Genomic DNA, 19,361 nt, shown 5'->3' with positions numbered 1-19,361 from the left:
ACTAATTCAACCGAATGGAACGAGGTAAAGCTAATTGTAAATCAGCAAAGGCCTCTGGCTTTTGCATATAAAGCTGATAAAGACAGCGCTTAATATCCGCGAGCAGATTTTCAGGCTTGACCAGTAAATTCTGCCCTTCTGGTGTCAAGTTTAAAGAAAATAAAGTACGTTGCTCGCGTAAATAGGGAATCAGTTTTTGCACTAAAGTTGAAAGCGAAATTTCTTGAATCTGGTAATTTTGCCAACTTCCTTTTTGTAATAACTGGGCTAAATGTTTACTTTGCCAGATTGCAAATGCCTGCTGACCTGTTGGAGTAGAACATAACGCCCAACCCTCATCATATAAACCGATGACGTGCTTCTGCATCAGCATTGTTTCAATGAATTGTTTATATAAATCTTTAGGATTTAATGAAGAATGAGATTGACCCAATGAATGACGTTGATAGGGATTTCGCATATTGTAATAATAATGAAGCAGAATAAAGCTAAAGCTTAGGAAAAACGTAGAAAAAAAGCAAGATAAAGGAGATATGGTGGGCGCTGACGGGATCGAACCGCCGACATTCTGCTTGTAAGGCAGACGCTCTACCAACTGAGCTAAGCGCCCTGAGCAAAGACAAACAAAGCGAAGCTTTGTCTGAGCGTAAGAGAAAAATCTGTGATTTTTCTAAAAGCATCTTGTATCAGAGAGGTAAGTATTTACATACTTTATATAAAGTGGCGCAGCGGACGGGGCTCGAACCCGCGACCCCCGGCGTGACAGGCCGGTATTCTAACCAACTGAACTACCGCTGCACATAATACTTTTTAAAAAAAAGTATAAGTCACATATATGGTGGGCGCTGACGGGATCGAACCGCCGACATTCTGCTTGTAAGGCAGACGCTCTACCAACTGAGCTAAGCGCCCTCAAAAGTGTTTGTAAAAAGTGGCGCAGCGGACGGGGCTCGAACCCGCGACCCCCGGCGTGACAGGCCGGTATTCTAACCAACTGAACTACCGCTGCACTTTTACAAAGTCACTATTGTGGCAAACGATATTAAAACTTAAGTGGCGCAGCGGACGGGGCTCGAACCCGCGACCCCCGGCGTGACAGGCCGGTATTCTAACCAACTGAACTACCGCTGCACTTTTACAAAGTCACTATTGTGGCAAACGATATTAAAACTTAAGTGGCGCAGCGGACGGGGCTCGAACCCGCGACCCCCGGCGTGACAGGCCGGTATTCTAACCAACTGAACTACCGCTGCACTGAAGTCTTAACGTAAAGGCTTGGTGGGCGCTGACGGGATCGAACCGCCGACATTCTGCTTGTAAGGCAGACGCTCTACCAACTGAGCTAAGCGCCCTTAACGTCTTTATCGTTTGTGAGGTGCATTATAGAGAATCTAAGCAGCGTGTCAAACGCTTTTGCTTTTCTTTTCTTAAAATCCAGTGTGAATGATTAAAAAATAAGTCATTCGATAGAAAAACCTGAAAATTCTGTGTCTTATTTAAACATCAACTTTCTTTTTTAACTTTAGAAATCATTCAATCCTAAATTGAAAATCTTTTTTCGGAGCTCAAATTTGCCAGTACAGGATTAAATGATTCAATTTTTGTTTCAGATAAATAAACCAACGCGCCTTGTTGGACCAAATCGAATACCTCAACCATATCTTGATTACGCATCCGAATACAACCATGTGAAACAGGTATTCCCATTGGTTCAGTGTCAGGTGTTCCATGAATATAAATATAGCGTTGTTTACTATCGCAACCTTGCCCCTGATTGAAGCCTAGTTCAAGACCATCTAACCAAAGGATTCTAGATAAAATCCAGTCTCGTTGCGGATTCTGTACTGCCAATGATGGGGAATAAATTTCACCTGTCGGCTGCCGCGCGATAAAAACAGTATTGATAGGCAAATGTTCACCAAACTTTTCAGCAATTCGGTGCCAGCCACGAGGTGTTTTGCCCGAATTTTCCTGTTCGCCAATTCCATTTTTACCAGAAGAAATCAAATATAACTTATTATGTTGAGGTAAATATAAAAGCTGTTGTTCTAAATCAATCAAGATATCGGCTTGTTCTAGCGTATAAGACATGGTATTTCTCTGATTTAATATTAAAAAAATAAGGGAAATATTCGCAAATTCCCGTATCGTAAAAAATTGAAAGTAATGCTTTAAGTTTTTTTAACAGTTTCACTCAAAGGTAGTTCTCGTCTTGCGCACCTAAAAAGCCTTAAAGCGATGCTTTAAGTTTTTTAACGGTTTCACTCGGGCATAGCCCTCACCATGCGCACCTAAGAAATCCTTAAAGGGGTGCTTTAAGTTTTTTAACGATTTCACTCGGGCATAGCCCTCACCTTGCGCACCTAAAAAGCGTTGCTTTTTTTAACGGTGCTCAGGACGGAGCCATAACCATACTGCGACAATCAACATTATGCTATCAGTAAAAACCTTTACCCAAAATGGTGCATTGGTAAACAACATTATGATGCCACTGATGAGCATCATTATACTGGCAATCCATTTCGCTCTACGTGGAACCGTACCATGTTCACGCCAATTGCGTAAGGTCGAGCCATATTTAGGATGGTTGAGTAACCACTCATCCATTTGTGGCCAGCCTTTTGAAGCAGCCCATGCTGCCAGGATTAAAAAGACAGTTGTTGGCATACCAGGCAAAATTGCACCAATAATCCCAAGTGTGATAAATATCAGCACAAGGCTTCGCCAAAACAACGTTTTCATACCGAATCCTAAAATTGCTTACGCGCGCCTAGTATAAAAGTTTTATCACGTATTTGCTTATTCCGAGTTTAAATTATTGCATCAGGTGATTATGCCCTCATCTCTTTTCAAATCTGAATATTTTGAACCATGGCTACAATTCAAACAACCAAGTGTACGTCAGTTGGCTTTTTGTTTGGCGAGTCCGAATATCATTAAAAGCATTCCAGATGAACTAAGTATTCATTATCATTTTGACCTACACACTGCGAATTTCTGGCAACAACAATTTAAGATCTATCAACCACGCTTACATAAACTCGATCAATCCCCTGTCCCCCTACTAGATTTTTTAAATCAACTGAAAAGTACCCGTTTAGGTTTACGCTTTGAATACCTACTCTGGTTCTGGCTACGAGATGCTGATTATCATCCGTACCAGCTTTTAGGTCATAGCCTTCAACAAATACAAGGGGCGAAAACTTTAGGCGAACTGGATTTTTTAGTTTTAAATCAGGATACGAACGACATTGAGCATTGGGAAGTTGCTTTAAAATATTACTTGGGTGAAGCAGATCTTTCCTTAGGGTGTTGGTTTGGACTCAACCGTGACGACACATTATCCAAGAAAATGAATCATTTTACTCAACGACAATTTCAATTTGTACAAGTTGAGGAGCATCTTATCCAGAAACGTTATGCTCTGCTCAAAGGACAGCTTTATTTGCCCGAAGCTTCGTTTGATAACACAGGATCTTTAGACTGGATTCAACCACAGAGACGATTAGGTCAATGGGGAAATCAAACCAAAAAAAGTTATTATCGATTAACACGGCATGAATGGTTATGTCCCAACCTTAATCAATCCTCAAATGAGGCTATTTGGTGGACCAATGGCCTATATTTTAACCCCAAGTCTGATATCCAAAACTATATGTATCGACAACACTTACTGACCTATAAATAGTTTATTTACAAGAACAATTCTCTTTTGAAACACTTTTTAACACATTTACTATCAAACACTCATGTTTATTTTTATGATTAGTTTTTAATCTCTTAAGTACATCAGAATTAAATCTAAAGTGGAGATAGATGATGAAAAAAATCTTAGCTGCATCAATCATGGTTGCTTTTGTTTTAACGGGTTGTAATACATTTAAAGGTATGGGACAAGACGTGTCTAAAGCAGGCGATGCCGTGACCAAAACTGCTGAAAAAACACAAAACAAAATGTAAGCTTAATATCTTACAATTCGTTTTAAAAACCTTATCGTTTGATAAGGTTTTTTCATTTATGCATATTCATAGCTGGCAGTTTCGCCTATTATAACCACCAGTTTTTCATTGCCAATATTGTTTCCTATGACTTCATCAGCCACCTTAGATCTTAGTTTAGAGCTTTTACGTCAACCTTCTGTTACTCCGATGGATCATAATTGTCAAAATATTATGGCGGAGCGCCTGATTCAGGCAGGTTTTCAAATCGAGCATATGCGTTTTGAGGATGTCGATAATTTATGGGCGCGTCGAGGTACACAATCTCCCGTTTTTTGTTTTGCAGGGCATACTGACGTTGTACCAACAGGTAGCTTACAGGCTTGGGAAACAGACCCATTTCAACCCGAAATTAGAGATGGGAAACTATATGGTCGTGGCGCAGCAGATATGAAAACAGCCTTGGCAGCGATGGTTGTCGCCACTGAGCGTTTTGTAAAAAAACATCCACATCATAAAGGCTCAATTGCGTATCTCATTACCTCAGATGAAGAAGGCCCATCAATAAATGGCACGGTTAAAGTCATTGAGACGCTTGAAGCGCGTCAAGAGAAAATCACATGGTGTCTGGTGGGTGAGCCATCAAGTACAGCACAATTAGGCGATATTATTAAAAATGGACGTCGCGGTTCACTCAACGGTGTTTTGACCGTTCAGGGCAAGCAAGGTCATGTGGCTTATCCACATCTGGCACGTAATCCAATTCATTTGGCTGCCGCTGCTATTGATGAACTATGTCAAACTATTTGGGATGAAGGTAATCAATATTTTCCAGCAACCACCTTTCAAATCTCCAACATTCATTCTGGAACAGGAGCAACTAATGTTGTTCCGGGAACACTAGAAGTAACCTTTAATTTTAGATACTCAACAGAAGTTACAGCCGAGATTTTAAAACAGCGTGTTATAGATTTACTTAATCGACATGGGCTTGAGTATCATATTGACTGGACTCTTTCAGGATTACCTTTTTTAACTCCTGTTGGCGAACTCGTCAATGCAGCCAAACATGCGATTCAAAAAGTTACAGGCACCGAAAGTCAATTATCGACAACTGGTGGAACTTCAGACGGACGCTTTATCGCTCCTACTGGCGCACAAGTTTTAGAGTTGGGTGTACTAAATGCCTCTATTCATCAGATTAATGAACATGTGAATGTTGCCGATCTAGAACCTTTAGCTGAAATCTATGAGGAAATGCTAACGCAGCTTCTTGCCTAAACTAAAATTGATCTCATAAATGCACTTTTTAGTGCATTTTTTATATTTTTAGAATAGCGATAAAAAAAGAGCAGCTCTAAAGCTGCTCTTTTGCAATCAAAAACTCAGATTATTGAGCTTGTTGACCAGGTTGAACTACGACAGTACGGCTACCAGTAATTGTAGCGAATACACGACGGTTCATCGCACGACCTTCTTTAGTGCTGTTGTCAGCAATCGGTTGATCCCACGCGAAACCTTGTGTAGATAAACGTGATGCATCGATGTTGTATTCGTTTACAAGAGCTGATTTAACAGAGTTAGCACGAGCCAATGATAAACGTTCGTTCAACTTACGTGGACCAGTGTTATCTGTGTGACCATCGATACGTGCAGTTGCATTAGGATATTCGACTAACTTCTCAGCAACTTTAGCAATTTCTGGTTTGTATTGGTCTTTGATATTTGATTTATTAGTATCAAAGAACACACGAAGTTCCATGTTAAGATCTTCAGTCAACTCTTGTGGTTGAGGTTGAACTGGAGTTGGCTCAACTGGAGCAACTTCTACAACTGGAGCAGCTGGTTTCAAATGACCACCAAGAACTACGTTCAAACCTGCAAGTGCAGTATAGTTCCAGAATTGTTCATCAAAGTTATATGTACCACGAGCTTCAGTACGAAGTGACAATGCATCGTTTAAGCGCCAGAATGCACCAACACCAGCATTACCTAAAGTACCTTCTTCGCTATTGCCTTTCCATGGAGCACCACGGTATACGCCATCATCAAATTCATATTTGTAATGACCAGCACCTAACAACACATAAGGTTTGATTTTGCTGTCATAGTTTTTGGTGATCAAATCAGAAGTTACATAAAAGTTACCATTGATTTGTTTTTGTTTGTATTCAGCACCAGCGATAGAACCGTCTACATCACCTTTTACTTGGTTATATTCAGCTTCGAAACCTAACCAAGGCGTTAATTCAACACCCAGTGCCGCACCAACGAATAAATCGTCTTGAAGCTCTGGTCCGTTAGTTAGCTTGTTGTTGTTGTGCTCCGTGTCTTGGAATGTATAACCAAGCAATAAAGGAGTTACGGTAACGCCAGCATTTACAGCAGCGAATGGAACAGCAGCAAGCATAGTAGCAAGTGCAATACGACTCAATTTCATGGATATCCTCCAGAGATAAACAAATTGTTTGTTATTCAAGCTCAGCCTAAAATTTTTATGGCCCTGAGATAACTTTTTATATACCCCAGTATTATTTTTAAGCTACTCACGTTGAATCATACAAACACTTAAACTGATTTCCAAGTGCTTGATAACTTTAATCAAGTAAATTATTGACAAAATTACTTACAATTTCCGTTGTAATTCGGTAACTATTTACTCAATTTATTGTTGTGAATAGCTTATCTTCACGCTTTCTTTATTTTAACAGTATTCAAACGCTTAAGTAATAAATATTTCAATTCGATCTTTTTTTCAATGTTTTGTACTTAATCTACTGTTAAAAAACAAAAAAAATTACATAAGACGGACGTATTCTTAACATGAAAAATAAAAATTGTGGATTCTCGTTAATTGAAATTAGCGTGGTAATCATTGTAATTGCTGTAATTGCCTCTTTTGCCATACCCTCTTATCATCAATATATGGCTGCACAAGAGGCAAAAAAAGTCCCCAAAACACTCACACTTTACATACAAAAAGCCAAACATGAGTCTTTGTTATTTAGACAAAACATTATTTTGTGTGCCAGCACTAGCTTTAAAGAGTGTAATAACGATTGGAATAATGGTTATATGGTTTTTATCGATAAGAATAAAAATCGGGACTATGACTTAGATGAGCCTATATTAGCCTTTGAGAACATGCAATTGAGATACGGCACTCTGTCATGGCGGGGATTTGGTAATAGAAGAATCATTTTTGAAGGAAACTCAGGACTTCCTTTATCTTCAAATGGTACTTTTCAGTATTGCTCTGATCAATATCATAATCATCGTAAATTAACATTGAGTCGAATGGGACATCCTCGAGATGAACCTTTAGCAAATTGTTAAGAAAACTGTTCAGTCTAGGTTCTGGTCTTTTAAGTCAATTTTCTAGGTCTGCTTTTTTAATATACTTCTTAGAGAATGTAAGCTTTAAATCATTGAGGGAGAAATCATTGTGACTGATATCGTAATTGTAAATGGCGCTCGTACCGCAATGGGTGGATTTCAGGGAGATTTATCTCCTTCGACAGCACCAGAACTAGGCGGAGTCACCATCCGTGAAGCTGTTCAACGCGCAGGCCTACAGCCTACAGATATTCAAGAAGTCATCATGGGTTGTGTATTACCCGCAGGTTTGAAGCAAGGCCCTGCACGCCAAGCGATGCGTCAAGCAGGTTTACCTGACTCAACGGGTGCCGTAACGATCAATAAGTTATGTGGTTCTGGCATGAAAGCAGTAATGCAAGCTACTGATATGATTAAAGCAGGTAGTGCCGAAATCGTAGTGGCGGGCGGTATGGAATCCATGACCAATGCACCTTATATTTTACCTAAAGCTCGAGCAGGTTATCGTATGGGGCATGGTGAAATTAAAGATCATATGTTTTTTGATGGTCTTGAAGATGCAGAAACTGGTCGCTTAATGGGGTCTTTTGCGCAGGATATGGCCAATACACGTGGATACACGCGCGAACAAATGGATGAATTTGCTATTCGCTCACTCAAACGTGCCCAAACTGCCATTACTGAAGGTTATTTTAAAGATGAAATCGTGCCTGTGACCATTTCATCACGTAAAGGTGACGTTACGATTGATCAAGACGAACAGCCTTTAAATGCCAAAATTGACAAAATTCCGTACTTAAAACCCGCATTTGCCAAAGACGGAACCATCACTGCTGCCAATGCAAGTTCAATTTCTGATGGTGCTTCTGCACTTGTGCTTACTTCTGGTGAAATTGCCAAACAACGTGATTTACAACCATTAGCTAAAATTGTAGCCACTGCATCAAACTCTCAACATCCATCAGAGTTTACCATTGCTCCTGTAGGCGCAATCGCCAAAGTTCTTAAAAAAGCAGGTTGGGTTGCTCAGGATGTAGATCTCTGGGAAATCAATGAAGCTTTTGCAATGGTCACCATGTGCGCTATTGATGATTTCAAACTTGATCCTGAAAAGGTCAATATTCATGGAGGCGCGTGTGCTTTAGGACACCCTGTAGGCTCAACAGGTTCGCGGATTATTTTGACGTTGATTCATGCACTAAAACGTACAGGCGGGAAAAAAGGTGTTGCTGCGCTATGTATCGGTGGTGGTGAAGCAACTGCGGTTGCCATTGAGCTACTATAATCTATTGTTACTGTATGATGTCACCAATCCCGCTAAGGCGGGATTTTTTATAAATATACAAAATAAGACTGTTTTTTATTCAGTTTTAAAATTATAGTCACTCAAGTCACAATAAATAAAAATAACAGGGTTAAATCTTATGCAGTTCAATCATTATCTTAATTTCAACGGTAAAGCCGAAGCAGCATTTACCTTCTACCAATCGATTTTCGGTGGAGAGTTTTCAGTATTGACTCGATATGATGACCTTCCACCTCAGGAAGGAATTGTATTGTCAGATTCACAGAAAAGTCTAATATTGCATGTTTCGCTGCCTATCAACGAATTTACAGTACTCATGGGCTCTGATGTCAATGAGCAATTTTGTAGTCCAGCAAATGCCATCTTAAATAAAGGCAATAATCACTACATTTCCATTAATCTCGAAAATAATGATAACGAAGCCCGCCGCCTATTCAATCTACTTTCCATAGGTGGAGTTATTGAAATGCCGTTACAAAAAACCTTTTGGGGCGTACTGTATGGCGCTTTTAGCGACCAATTTGGAATTAAATGGATGGTTAACTGCCAGCTTCTGGATGAATGAAATCATATGCGTCTCACCTGACCTAAAGCGCAAGTTATAAAAGTTCCTTTTAAAATAAAGATTAGAGCTTTGTTATGAATATATTTTAGATAAAAATAAAAAATCAACATAAATCTTAAAAAATACTTAATAAAACCATCAAAAACCAATTCTTCATTGATAAATCTGGATGAACAAATCCGATTTCGATCAAATCACTCATAATCATCAAAATAAATCTTTGACTGTAGCGTCTAGTTATTTGTTAATTAGAGACAATTAAACATTTAAGACAAATAAATTAATTTATTGAATTATATCATTATTATTTTTAAGCTCTTTTTTAAAACTCAATAAAATTCTGTATCAAATTATTGCTAAAACAGTTTTTTTACTGACTATGCAACATAGAGCATTTACTCTTATTTTAATTGTGTTATTTTTGTTGCATGGAGTGAAGATTAATTCCCTGTATGGAACTTACTTCTCCAAAAATTAGAACTGTAATTGCTTGGAAATAAGCAATAAATTACTTTTGTTGTTCAAGGAAAGATTAGAATGAAATTAAAACATTTAACCACAGCCATTATCATTGCATCGCTGCCTGCAACAGGGGTTTTTGCAGCAGCTTTGGATCGTTCAGGTCAATCCATATCGGCATTTCTACAACCTGGTAACTATTTTGAAGCTGGTATCTCAATTCTAGATCCTGATGTTTCTGGCAAAACCAAAGACAATTATCCTAATGCAGCACTGCCATTACTCTCAAACACGAGTACTGGTGAAATGGCAGATGACTATCAATTTTATAATGCAGCATTAAAATTACAGCTTCATCCAAACTTTTCTTTTGGCTTACTTTATGATCAGCCATTTGGAGCTAAAGCCACTTATTCAACTACAACCGCAGCACTACCTACGGTACTGCCTGGAGCCGCGGCTGCTTTAGCTGGTCATGGAGCATTCCATAATGGTAGCGAAGGGACTGAAGTTGATGTAACTACTCAAAATTTGTCGTTTATTCTAGGTTTTCAACCTACTGTAAACTGGAATATTTATGGTGGTGCTGCCTATCAAACCGTTAAAGGTAGCGTCCAATTACGAGGTACAGCTTATGGTGGAAATGCAACATTTGGTGGTTACAATGCCAACATTAAAGAAACGGGTGATGTGGGCTGGCTAGCAGGTGTTGCATTCCAGCTGCCTGAGATTGCGTTAAAAACGTCTTTGACTTATCGTTCTGAAATCGAACACTCAGTCAATGCCAGAGAGACTTTCAATTCTGCGGGAAGCTTTGGTGCATTAAACTTCTTAACACCAAATAAAACCGACATTACCACACCTCAGTCAGCAAACTTAGACTTCCAGACAGGAATCATGGCTGACACGGTTGCTTTTGCAAATGTGCGCTGGGTGAACTGGAAAGATTTTTCAATCCGTCCAGATAAATTTGGTAAAGCAAGCCTGATTGCTGGTCAAAGTCCGACAGTTAATAAACCAAATGGTTTTGATCTGGTCGCTTATACAGATGATCAATGGTCTGCAAATGTAGGGGTTGGCCGTAAACTAACAGAGCAATGGGCGGGCAATATTTCAGTAGGCTGGGACTCTGGCGCAGGTAATCCAGTGACAACACTTGGCCCAACAGAAGGTTATTGGAATGTTGGTCTAGGAGCGCAATTTAGTCCAGCGCCAAACTATTTTATTGCAGGTGGTGTAAAATATTTTTGGTTGGGTGATGCCAAAGCACAATCTGCAGCACAATTTGGTACTTCTGAGTATGTCGCTGATTTTACCGATAATCATGCCATCGCTTATGGTTTAAAAATTGGTTACCGCTTCTAAAACTTGATTTAAAATATAATAAAAAAGCACCCGAGGGTGCTTTTTTTATGAATTGCCCTGCTCTAAAGGTAAACCTGCATCTTTGGCAGCGCGGGTTCCCCCCATCAGAATGACATATTCGCGTGCAGCATCAAAACCATCAAGTAATTCTGCCGCACGTGGTGCTTTACTACCGCCACCGCATAAAATATAAATCGGCTGATCCGCAGCCACCTGAGTCAGACTATCGGCCTTTAAATCATTAATAGGTTGATTTATTGCACCTTTAACATGCCCCTCAGCATATGATTTTGCGTCACGGACATCCCAGATAATGGCATTTTCTGGGAACTCAAATGTCGTAATTTCTTGTTTACGGATCATTGCGCACTCCTTTGATGTAAACAACACTTGGCAAATGAAGAAAACATCCCTAGCATCTCAGATATTCTTTCACTTTGCAAAGGTCTAAGCTATGCCTTCTTTCGATATTGTTTCTGAATTAGAGTTATTTGAAGTTAATCACGCGGTTCAAAATACTCAAAAAGAAATCGCAACACGTTTCGATTTCCGTGGACAAGATGTTTCTATTGAACTGAATGAAAAATCCAAAGAAATTAAAATCAGTACAGAAAGTGATTTTCAATGCGAACAAGTCTATAACATGCTGGAAAATCATTTCTATAAACGTAAAATTGATGTTCAAGCACTTGATCCGCAAAAAGCCACAGCTTCTGGAAAAAATGTAGTACAAGTAATCAAACTCAAAGATGGACTTGACTCAGATACCGCAAAAAAAATTAATAAAGCCATTAAAGAAAGTGGTATCAAAGTGCAATCTTCTATACAGGGAGACAAAATTCGCGTGACCGATAAAAAACGTGACACTTTACAACAGGTCATGGCTTTTCTAAAGGAACAGCAGTTTGGTCTTCCCTTGCAGTTTAATAACTTTAAAGATTAATTTCAGCGCTGTTCTTTTTACACAGGATGCACTATGTCACAGGCCAATCGTTTATCAAAACTGGTGAAAACCACGTCAAAATTTCCGAAAAGTATTCGTAGTACACTCTGGAGTAAAGCCTTTGGTCGGATTGTACCCATGGTCGGAACCGCCAATATTCGTTATCTAGAAGTTGATCAAGACCATGTCGTGGTGCGTCTGGAAAATCAGCGCAATATGCAAAACCACATTAAAGGTGTACATGCTGCTGCAATGGCATTACTCGCTGAAACTGCGACAGGCTTTTTAACAGGGCTGCATGTCCCGGATAATCGAATTTTGCTCATTAAATCACTGCATGTCGATTATTTAAAAGTGGTACAAGGTGGATTAACGGCAACAGCAACTTTATCGCCTGAACAGCAAAAATTTATTGCGGATAATGAAAAAGGTGAATTATTGATTCCTGTGACGGTCATTGACGACGGTTCAAATGAACCGATTCATTGTGAAATGTTATGGGCATGGTTACCTAAACGTCCAAAATAATTTATATGTAATAACTAAAGCCCAAATCTATATTTGGGCTTTAGTTTTTTGATCTTTATTTTTGATCACTAAATAAAATGCTCTACGATTGCAACGATTTGTTTTAAATATTCAGCATCTACTTCATCAAAGCTATCCAATGCATCGCTATCAATATCCAATACTGCAACACATTTATTCTGCTTCATCACAGGTAAAACAATTTCAGATTTTGAATCAGAGTTACAAGCGATATGCCCTGGAAATTGCTCCACATCTGGCACGATCATAACCTTCTGTTGCTGCCATGCTGTCCCGCAAACGCCCCGCCCTTTGCCGATCCGTGTACAGGCGATTGGCCCCTGAAATGGCCCCAAGACTAATTCATTATCCTTAACCAGATAAAATCCAATCCAAAACCAGTTAAATTGTTGCTTTAATGCCGCACAAATATTGGCAAGATTAGCGATCACATCACTTTCATCTGCAACAATGGCCTGAATTTGTGGAATCAGGCTTTGGTATTGTTCAGCTTTATTGCCCTGTTGTAGCGATAATTCTTCTGCCATATCATTGATCCAAATCAAAGTATTGTATCGGATGAAACCTTCCGAGCTTTATCTATTTATGTGAAAAGTACATAGTTGAATATTTCTAAGTGTAAATAAAACTCATAAAAAAGCTCAGCATCATACTGAACTTTTTGGAAACTTTAGTTTGTAAATTAAACTGCTAAAAATTTCTGCTTAACTTCTTCAGGAATCTGTCGTTTATTACCTTTTACATCCACCGCCACAAAGGTAAAAATTCCCTCCGTCACTTGTTTAGGTTGACGAGATTCATCGTGACTATCCCAAACTTCAATCTGGATCTGAATTGAAGTATTTCCCACTTTTAGAAGTTTGGTGTAACAACTAATCACATCACCAACTTTAACAGGAACAAGGAAAGTCATCTGATTAATTGAAATGGTTGCACAACGTCCTTTACTAAAACGTTCTGCATGAATTGCGCCTGCCAAATCCATTTGTGAGACAATCCAACCGCCAAAAACATCACCACTCCAGTTGGTATCGGCAGGCATTGCAATGGTTTGAAGGGATAAAGTTCCTTCAGGCTTTTTGAGAGACTCTGACACATTAACTCCGAACTTGGGCTTGTAATTGCTGATCCAGCCACTGCTGTAACTCACTGGATCGAAGCGCGCCGCTTATTCTACCAATTTCGTTGGTTTTATTCATCAAAACCAGTGTCGGAATACTACGGACATGAAAAGCCTGACTTAAACGCGGTGAAGCTTCAGTATCAATTTTGGCGAAAATAACATGTGGATTCTGTACTGCAACCTGAGCAAAATGAGGTGCCATCATCTTGCATGGCCCACACCAATCTGCCCATAAATCGATCAGAATGGGTAAATCACTATTGCTTACATAATGACTGAAGTTTTGCTCATTCAGCTCAATCGGTGCAAGTGGAATCAGTGCGGTATGGCATTGGCCACATTTAGGATCTGCATTTAATTTTTCTTCAGCGACCCGATTTTTAGCACCGCAGCTTGGACAAACAATAATCATATCAAGTCACTCCAGTATGTTGATGTAAAAATTCTAATTGGCTTGCTACTGCTTTTTCAAACCATTTGCCATGATAAATATCAAAATGATACATATCCCATTCATGATAAGTCACAAACGGTGCGATATTGGTCGCAGCTTCACGACTCGAATCTATAGGAACCAGACTATCCAGTTTCGCGACAATGAATAAGACTGGAATACTAATATCGCGTACAGATTGAATCGGCCGATAACGAATCAGTTGAAATAATGCGCGGGCAGGAACTTCACCACTCCAATAGTAATCAGGATTTACAATCGATAAATAGCCTTGATAGCTATCAATGGTTGGAAAAAAGGAAAGCTGTTGTTGTGCCACGACGGGCAAGGTTCGTGGGTTTAATCCAACCTTTGCCCCCATATAATCCTGACTAGATAATTTAAGTGCTTTGGGTAATTGCTGGATCGGATAAATTTTGGCGGTTTCAGCACCATCCACAAAAGGCACCTGTACCATAATTGAAGAAATATTTTTTAATTCACTGGCCAAATTGAGGACATAACCACCACTGAGTCCAGTTCCCCAAAGTACAATACGTCGCTGATCTACCCATTTACAGCTACTTATATGCTGAATAACTGTTTTCCAGTCTTCGATCTGATCTTTGAGTGAAATAAGTTCTCTGGGCTTTCCTGTGCTTCCGCCCCAATAACGATAATCAAATAGCACCACCGCATAGCCCGCCTGAGCAAATTTTTGTGCGTACTGAATCAATTTAAACTGGCGTAATGCGGCAAATTCATGTGCCATGATGATCACAGCAGGTTTACGATCTGCTTTAGGACGATAGAAGTCAGCAGCTATGGTCTCTTGACCAATGGGTACATACAGCGGCTCAACTGTATAAGCAGGCATACGCGCTCCAATGCGTTATATTTTGGTTATCGGTCGTTATATATTTTAAAAGCACTGTTTAAAGTGACAGGGTGCTTAGTGCTATGATACAGCATAAACGTTTTTTTAAATTTTGGAGTGACGAAATGACGGATAATGTTGGTTTTGCTGGTCAAATTGGCCCAGAACATGTCGAACAAGTGGTCGAAAAAGGCTTTAAATCCATCATTAACAACCGACCAGATCTGGAAGGTGGCCCTGAGCAACCAACCAGTGCTCAAATCGAAGAAGCTGCGCGTAATGTAGGACTCGACTATGTGTATCAACCTGTCGTTGCAGGTCAAATTACAGAGTTAGACGTGCGCAATTTTGCCAATCATTATCATGAATTACCAAAACCGATTTTAATGTTCTGTCGTACAGGTAATCGTTCGAATAATTTATATCAGTTGGCTAAACAAATGGATTTATTGGATGATTAAAGTTTTGTATCTTAGCTTATTATGCTTTTGTATGGCATCCACTGCTTGCAGTACTGTAAATGTACGCCCCACAGCCAGTGTGATGGTGGGAACTGGGATATAAAAAAACAGCGCCGAAGCGCTGTTTTTTTGGGGATTACTCACCATCATTACAATTAGTAGAAATACCATATGGGCTTCTAATATTTGGTGCAATATTATTCTCAATATCTACATCTGTGATTAAATAACCAAGACCAAGACTAGTCGAACCACTAATTGCTTTACCACCCACAGTAGAATCTGCTAACAACTGAATTGTTAAATAACCAGCATAAATTTTAGGATATTGAATTTTTAAATCAAATCGTCCATTTGCATCAGTCGTATATTTATTATCAGTAGCAGGTGTACCTTCAGAGTTTATAAATGACACAACTTGTACAGTAGTTCCAGGTTTGACAGGAGACAATTGATCAATCTCATTTCCACTGCTATTGACTTTGATCGTTGGAGTAACGCATTGAGTAATAAGAACTGGTAAATATTTATCTGCTTTACCATCTGCTGGGAGATCTGTATCCACAAAGCCAAAATAGCCCTTATTATAAGCTAGAGCATTTACTCCCATTACAACACTCTGGTTTGCAAGGGGTTTGCCATCAACATCAGTCACTTGGACTGAAATATTTTTATAATAATAGACACCTAACGCAGAATCTTCAATTTTAGTAGGGTTGTAAGCAAGTGAAATGGCACCTGCAGGTTGTGGTACAGAAGAATTTACAACATTTAGTGTATATGTATAAACTTTTGTAGACTGACCAAAGTTCGCTTCTAAAACTAAATCATCGTTAATGAACTGTTGTGCTGAATAAGATGATGCTCGTTGAGACTCACTAAAGGACAAAGTATACGTAATTTGTCCATTTACATCTGTTTGGGTAGCATTTGGTGTAAATTTAACGCCGTTTAAGGCTGAATTTCTTACTTTAAGAGAAATTGCCTGATTTGCTAATGTAGCACCATTCGCATCAATTGCCGTTAATTTTATAGTTGTCTGATCACCACGAACATTTAACGTTGTCTTAGTCGCATCGAACAATACAATACTTGTAGTGTCAGACTCGTTATTACTATCCGCCCCTGTAACACTTACAGTTTGTTCTTGACTTAAAGTACCTTTATTTGTTTTTGCTACAATTTTAAATCCATTTTTTATGAGATCCGAAATTGAGGATGACGTTGATGGAGTGGTAAGAACATATACTGTATTGCCAAACTCATCTGTCTTTTGCTTTGCAACACTAGCATTAAGAACATTATTAGAAGGATCTATGATTGATAAGGTAATTTCCGCATCACTAAGCCCTCCTTTATTCTCATCTAATGCCCTAACAGTAACTGTTAACTGACCATTAGTTGCAGCTATAGATGGCTTATCAAGCTCTATCTTTAAGGCAGCAACATTAACGGAATTAGTACCTTCAGTTCCACCAGTGTTATTACCATTTTCAGAACTTGTTGAACCTTCTTTGTTAAAATAACCTTCACTTCCACCACCACCACAACTCGCTAACAGAATTGATACAGCGATAGCGGACAACTTCATTGTAAGTTGTTTCTTATTCATAACACTTCCTTACTTCCCCAATCCATTCCAAAATGGAATAAGATATTTTGTATTTATTCAGAGTGAATGAAACCATATCCTTTCATTTATGTAAATATTAATTATCTTATGTAGTGTAATGTAATTATCATTTTTTTGGTTAAAAAGGAAAATATGTACGATCTCATCATTATCGGTGCAGGTACAGCAGGTATCAGTGCATATAAAGAAGCAGTTAAATATACCCAGAATATTTTAATCGTTAACGATGGCCCATGGGATACGACCTGTGCCCGCGTTGGTTGTATGCCAAGTAAAGTACTCATTTCATCAGCCAATCGAATGTATGATAGTCAACACATTAATCAGGTTGGTATTTCAGTTGAATCCTCATTTGACACTTCCCATGTCATGTCCCATGTTCGCGCATTAAGAGATCGTTTTACTACTGCGACCATAAAAGATGTACAAAGTTGGCCAAAAAACCATCGGCTATCAGGTAAAGCAACTTTTATGAATTCAGACACTATCGAAGTCAATGGAAAACACTATCAGGCAAAATCTTTCATACTTGCTGTAGGCTCAAGACCAGCCACTAATCAGGAATGGAAAGATCTTTTAAAAGAAAAATTTATAACATCAGATGAAATATTTGAGCTTAAAAAACTTCCATGCTCTTTAGCAGTCGTAGGTAGTGGCGTCATTGCGATCGAGTTAGCCCAAGCCTTTTCAAGACTCGGTGTTAAAACGGCTATTTTTGCGCGTAGTAAACGCATTGGTATTCTAACTAGTCCAAATTTACAACAATTGGCACAACAACAACTTTCTAAAGAGTTAAATATCTATTTTGAAACATTGCCTAATTCTGTAAAGTTAACTGATCATCAAGTTGAGTTAAATTTCAAACACGATGGAACAGAACAAACAAAAAAGTTTGATTATTTACTTAACGCCACGGGGCGTTCCAGTTTATTAGATTCATTAAACTTGAATAAAATTGATCAACAATTTTCTGATGTGAAAAAACTTCCTATTCATCCAGAAACAAAGCAATTAGGCAAATTACCTATATTTATTGCTGGTGATGCTTATACAGATACACCTCTTCAACATGAGGCAGCGCATGAAGGGCGGAAATTAGTATATAACTGTCTACACTACCCCAAAACCAAAAATGTCAAAAATTTAACGCCCTTAGGTATAGTTTTCTGCTCTCCTGAAATGGCTATTGCTGGGCAAAGCTATCGACAGTTACAAGATAAAAATATTGATTTTGTGACAGGTTACGTTTCTTATGAAAAACAAGGCCGTGCATTAGTATTAGGGAAAAATAGAGGTGGTGCCGAAGTCTATTTTGATAAAAAAACACAAAAACTACTTGGGGCAGAATTATTTGTACATTCAGCAGAACATTTGGCTCATTTACTTTGCTGGATGATTCAACAGGAAATCACATTAGATAAGATCTTAGAACAACCTTATTATCATCCAACGCTAGAAGAAGGCTTACGTACCGCATTTAAACATGCTCGTCGGCAAATTAAATCAAACTGAACCAATTTAAAGTATGATCTCTAGCCTGAAAATGCAGGAGCGAACTGGGTGGATGAAACTGTACATCGATGTACCACGGGGGGCTGGGTATTGATTAGCTCACGTAATCCCGATGATATTCCATACTTTAACCAAGCTATTGTTCAGGAATTAACAACCAGTTAGTTTCTTTGATTTTCTATTTATTGCATCTATTTTATTTATAAAAAAAACACCCCCTCTGCATAAGCGGAGGGGGTATTTAGTATTTAAAAGCTGGCGATGACTTACTCTCACATGGCTAACGCCACACTACCATCAGCGCGAAGAGGTTTCACTTCTGAGTTCGGGAAGGGATCAGGTGGTTCACTCTTGCTATTGTCGCCAGCAAACTGTTGTGGTGCTTTGGGGTCTTATTCACATTACTTAATAATGTATGCCTTACTTACGAACCAAAGAGTTATTAACGGATTGGAAATTGAGTCGGTATTGTAACTAGTTTATTGACTAAATCAAGTTTTCGTATCGAATTTATCTTGAATACAACAACTGTTTGGGTGTTGTATAGTCAAGCCTCACGAGCAATTAGTATTGGTCAGCTTCACATATCACTATGCTTCCACATCCAACCTATCAACGTCCTAGTCTTGAACGGCTCTTTAGGTGACATATAGTCACAGGGAAATCTTATCTTGAGGTAGGCTTCCCGCTTAGATGCTTTCAGCGGTTATCCCTTCCGAACATAGCTACCCGGCGATGCGACTGGCGTCACAACCGGTACACCAGAGGTTCGTCCACTCTGGTCCTCTCGTACTAGGAGCAGATCCTCTCAAATTTCCAGCGCCCACGGTAGATAGGGACCGAACTGTCTCACGACGTTC

Annotated in this window: 21 protein-coding genes, 7 tRNA genes, 2 rRNA genes and 1 pseudogene; 12 read left to right on the top strand and 19 right to left on the bottom strand. The window is 39.0% G+C overall.

Translation table 11 applies throughout. From position 1 onward, the window contains the following. Position 1: 1 nt before the first annotated feature. From J500_RS10900 to J500_RS10855, 10 genes are all read right to left on the bottom strand, one after another. Complete coding sequence (locus tag J500_RS10900) at positions 2-460, bottom strand: DUF2750 domain-containing protein (RefSeq protein ID WP_004995798.1); 459 nt, start codon at positions 458-460, stop codon at positions 2-4. Positions 461-534: 74 nt separating this feature from the next. Further along, a tRNA-Val gene (locus J500_RS10895) sits at positions 535-610 on the bottom strand. Between the two features lie 111 nt (positions 611-721). Next, positions 722-798, bottom strand: a tRNA-Asp gene (locus J500_RS10890). 38 nt (positions 799-836) lie between these two features. Next, positions 837-912: transfer RNA gene (locus J500_RS10885), tRNA-Val, on the bottom strand. A 20-nt stretch (positions 913-932) separates the two neighbouring features. Beyond that, a tRNA-Asp gene (locus tag J500_RS10880) sits at positions 933-1,009 on the bottom strand. Positions 1,010-1,054: 45 nt separating this feature from the next. Continuing rightward, positions 1,055-1,131: transfer RNA gene (locus J500_RS10875), tRNA-Asp, on the bottom strand. Positions 1,132-1,176: 45 nt separating this feature from the next. Next, positions 1,177-1,253 (bottom strand) — tRNA-Asp (locus J500_RS10870). 23 nt (positions 1,254-1,276) lie between these two features. Next, positions 1,277-1,352: transfer RNA gene (locus tag J500_RS10865), tRNA-Val, on the bottom strand. Positions 1,353-1,539: 187 nt separating this feature from the next. Next, entirely contained in the window at positions 1,540-2,091 is a 552-nt protein-coding gene (gene elsL / locus J500_RS10860; RefSeq protein ID WP_004995797.1) for a cell wall-recycling L,D-carboxypeptidase ElsL, read from the bottom strand. Positions 2,092-2,382: 291 nt separating this feature from the next. Then, a complete protein-coding gene (locus J500_RS10855; protein WP_004995796.1) occupies positions 2,383-2,742 on the bottom strand; it encodes a YbaN family protein in 360 nt (119 codons plus the stop codon). Between the two features lie 91 nt (positions 2,743-2,833). Here J500_RS10855 and J500_RS10850 point away from each other — a divergent pair, with 91 nt between their 5' ends. The 3 genes from J500_RS10850 (at position 2,834) to dapE (ending at position 5,220) form a co-directional block, all read left to right on the top strand. Further along, the gene (locus J500_RS10850) at positions 2,834-3,688 is read left to right on the top strand and encodes a DUF1853 family protein (RefSeq protein WP_004995794.1); all 855 of its coding nucleotides are present in this window, start codon (positions 2,834-2,836) and stop codon (positions 3,686-3,688) included. A 128-nt stretch (positions 3,689-3,816) separates the two neighbouring features. After that, on the top strand, positions 3,817-3,960 hold the full coding sequence (locus J500_RS10845; RefSeq protein WP_125625138.1) for an entericidin A/B family lipoprotein: 144 nt from the start codon (positions 3,817-3,819) through the stop codon (positions 3,958-3,960). A gap of 126 nt (positions 3,961-4,086) precedes the next feature. Further along, the gene (gene dapE / locus J500_RS10840) at positions 4,087-5,220 is read left to right on the top strand and encodes a succinyl-diaminopimelate desuccinylase (RefSeq protein WP_004995790.1); all 1,134 of its coding nucleotides are present in this window, start codon (positions 4,087-4,089) and stop codon (positions 5,218-5,220) included. A gap of 109 nt (positions 5,221-5,329) precedes the next feature. On the opposite strand, the gene omp38 is transcribed toward dapE, so the two are convergent. Continuing rightward, the gene (gene omp38, locus J500_RS10835) at positions 5,330-6,379 is read right to left on the bottom strand and encodes an outer membrane protein Omp38 (protein ID WP_004995788.1); all 1,050 of its coding nucleotides are present in this window, start codon (positions 6,377-6,379) and stop codon (positions 5,330-5,332) included. A 383-nt stretch (positions 6,380-6,762) separates the two neighbouring features. Here omp38 and J500_RS10830 point away from each other — a divergent pair, with 383 nt between their 5' ends. From J500_RS10830 to J500_RS10815, 4 genes are all read left to right on the top strand, one after another. Beyond that, the gene (locus tag J500_RS10830; protein ID WP_004991208.1) at positions 6,763-7,275 is read left to right on the top strand and encodes a GspH/FimT family protein; all 513 of its coding nucleotides are present in this window, start codon (positions 6,763-6,765) and stop codon (positions 7,273-7,275) included. Between the two features lie 109 nt (positions 7,276-7,384). Further along, positions 7,385-8,560 (top strand): thiolase family protein, encoded by a 1,176-nt coding sequence (locus J500_RS10825; protein ID WP_034699595.1) that lies wholly within the window; start codon positions 7,385-7,387, stop codon positions 8,558-8,560. Positions 8,561-8,699: 139 nt separating this feature from the next. Then, positions 8,700-9,146, top strand: coding sequence for a VOC family protein (locus J500_RS10820; protein ID WP_004991211.1), 447 nt, complete (start codon positions 8,700-8,702; stop codon positions 9,144-9,146). Between the two features lie 537 nt (positions 9,147-9,683). Then, positions 9,684-10,970 carry an OmpP1/FadL family transporter gene (locus J500_RS10815; protein WP_034699592.1) on the top strand — a complete coding sequence of 429 codons (1,287 nt, stop codon included), beginning with the start codon at positions 9,684-9,686 and terminating at the stop codon, positions 10,968-10,970. Between the two features lie 45 nt (positions 10,971-11,015). Here the strand turns inward: J500_RS10815 and J500_RS10810 are convergent, their stop codons facing one another. Continuing rightward, entirely contained in the window at positions 11,016-11,333 is a 318-nt protein-coding gene (locus tag J500_RS10810) for a rhodanese-like domain-containing protein (protein WP_034699590.1), read from the bottom strand. Between the two features lie 91 nt (positions 11,334-11,424). Here J500_RS10810 and J500_RS10805 point away from each other — a divergent pair, with 91 nt between their 5' ends. Beyond that, entirely contained in the window at positions 11,425-11,913 is a 489-nt protein-coding gene (locus J500_RS10805) for a YajQ family cyclic di-GMP-binding protein (protein WP_004991216.1), read from the top strand. Positions 11,914-11,946: 33 nt separating this feature from the next. Next, positions 11,947-12,441 carry a DUF4442 domain-containing protein gene (locus J500_RS10800; protein WP_004991219.1) on the top strand — a complete coding sequence of 165 codons (495 nt, stop codon included), beginning with the start codon at positions 11,947-11,949 and terminating at the stop codon, positions 12,439-12,441. A gap of 68 nt (positions 12,442-12,509) precedes the next feature. Here J500_RS10800 and J500_RS10795 read toward each other — a convergent pair whose 3' ends face one another. The 4 genes from J500_RS10795 to J500_RS10780 form a co-directional block, all read right to left on the bottom strand. Further along, positions 12,510-12,989: a GAF domain-containing protein gene (locus tag J500_RS10795; RefSeq protein ID WP_004991222.1), complete on the bottom strand. Its 480-nt coding sequence runs from the start codon at positions 12,987-12,989 to the stop codon at positions 12,510-12,512. Positions 12,990-13,144: 155 nt separating this feature from the next. After that, complete coding sequence (locus J500_RS10790; RefSeq protein WP_004991224.1) at positions 13,145-13,558, bottom strand: acyl-CoA thioesterase; 414 nt, start codon at positions 13,556-13,558, stop codon at positions 13,145-13,147. Position 13,559: 1 nt separating this feature from the next. Next, positions 13,560-13,997, bottom strand: a complete 438-nt coding sequence (gene trxC / locus J500_RS10785) for a thioredoxin TrxC (RefSeq protein WP_034699588.1) — start codon at positions 13,995-13,997, stop codon at positions 13,560-13,562. A gap of 1 nt (position 13,998) precedes the next feature. Then, positions 13,999-14,895 carry an alpha/beta hydrolase gene (locus J500_RS10780; protein ID WP_034699586.1) on the bottom strand — a complete coding sequence of 299 codons (897 nt, stop codon included), beginning with the start codon at positions 14,893-14,895 and terminating at the stop codon, positions 13,999-14,001. A 125-nt stretch (positions 14,896-15,020) separates the two neighbouring features. Here J500_RS10780 and J500_RS10775 point away from each other — a divergent pair, with 125 nt between their 5' ends. After that, positions 15,021-15,356 carry a TIGR01244 family sulfur transferase gene (locus J500_RS10775; RefSeq protein ID WP_034699630.1) on the top strand — a complete coding sequence of 112 codons (336 nt, stop codon included), beginning with the start codon at positions 15,021-15,023 and terminating at the stop codon, positions 15,354-15,356. Positions 15,357-15,492: 136 nt separating this feature from the next. Here the strand turns inward: J500_RS10775 and J500_RS10765 are convergent, their stop codons facing one another. After that, on the bottom strand, positions 15,493-16,968 hold the full coding sequence (locus tag J500_RS10765) for a hypothetical protein (protein ID WP_034699582.1): 1,476 nt from the start codon (positions 16,966-16,968) through the stop codon (positions 15,493-15,495). Between the two features lie 153 nt (positions 16,969-17,121). Between J500_RS10765 and J500_RS10760 the strand changes: the two genes are divergently transcribed. Beyond that, complete coding sequence (locus J500_RS10760; RefSeq protein WP_034699579.1) at positions 17,122-18,501, top strand: dihydrolipoyl dehydrogenase; 1,380 nt, start codon at positions 17,122-17,124, stop codon at positions 18,499-18,501. A 27-nt stretch (positions 18,502-18,528) separates the two neighbouring features. Continuing rightward, positions 18,529-18,666: pseudogene (locus J500_RS17140) on the top strand (protease); the annotation flags it as partial. Positions 18,667-18,754: 88 nt separating this feature from the next. Here J500_RS17140 and rrf read toward each other — a convergent pair. Together rrf and J500_RS10750 are read right to left on the bottom strand one after the other, a co-directional pair. Then, positions 18,755-18,869: ribosomal RNA gene (gene rrf, locus J500_RS10755) — 5S ribosomal RNA — on the bottom strand. 175 nt (positions 18,870-19,044) lie between these two features. Continuing rightward, positions 19,045-19,361: ribosomal RNA gene (locus tag J500_RS10750) — 23S ribosomal RNA — on the bottom strand; the annotation flags it as partial.

The organism is Acinetobacter sp. 479375 (genome assembly GCF_000581715.1).
GTDB classification, from domain to species: domain Bacteria; phylum Pseudomonadota; class Gammaproteobacteria; order Pseudomonadales; family Moraxellaceae; genus Acinetobacter; species Acinetobacter ursingii.
The sequence above is the reverse complement of the archived record's forward strand: the minus strand, read 5'-3'. Positions and strand labels throughout refer to the sequence as shown.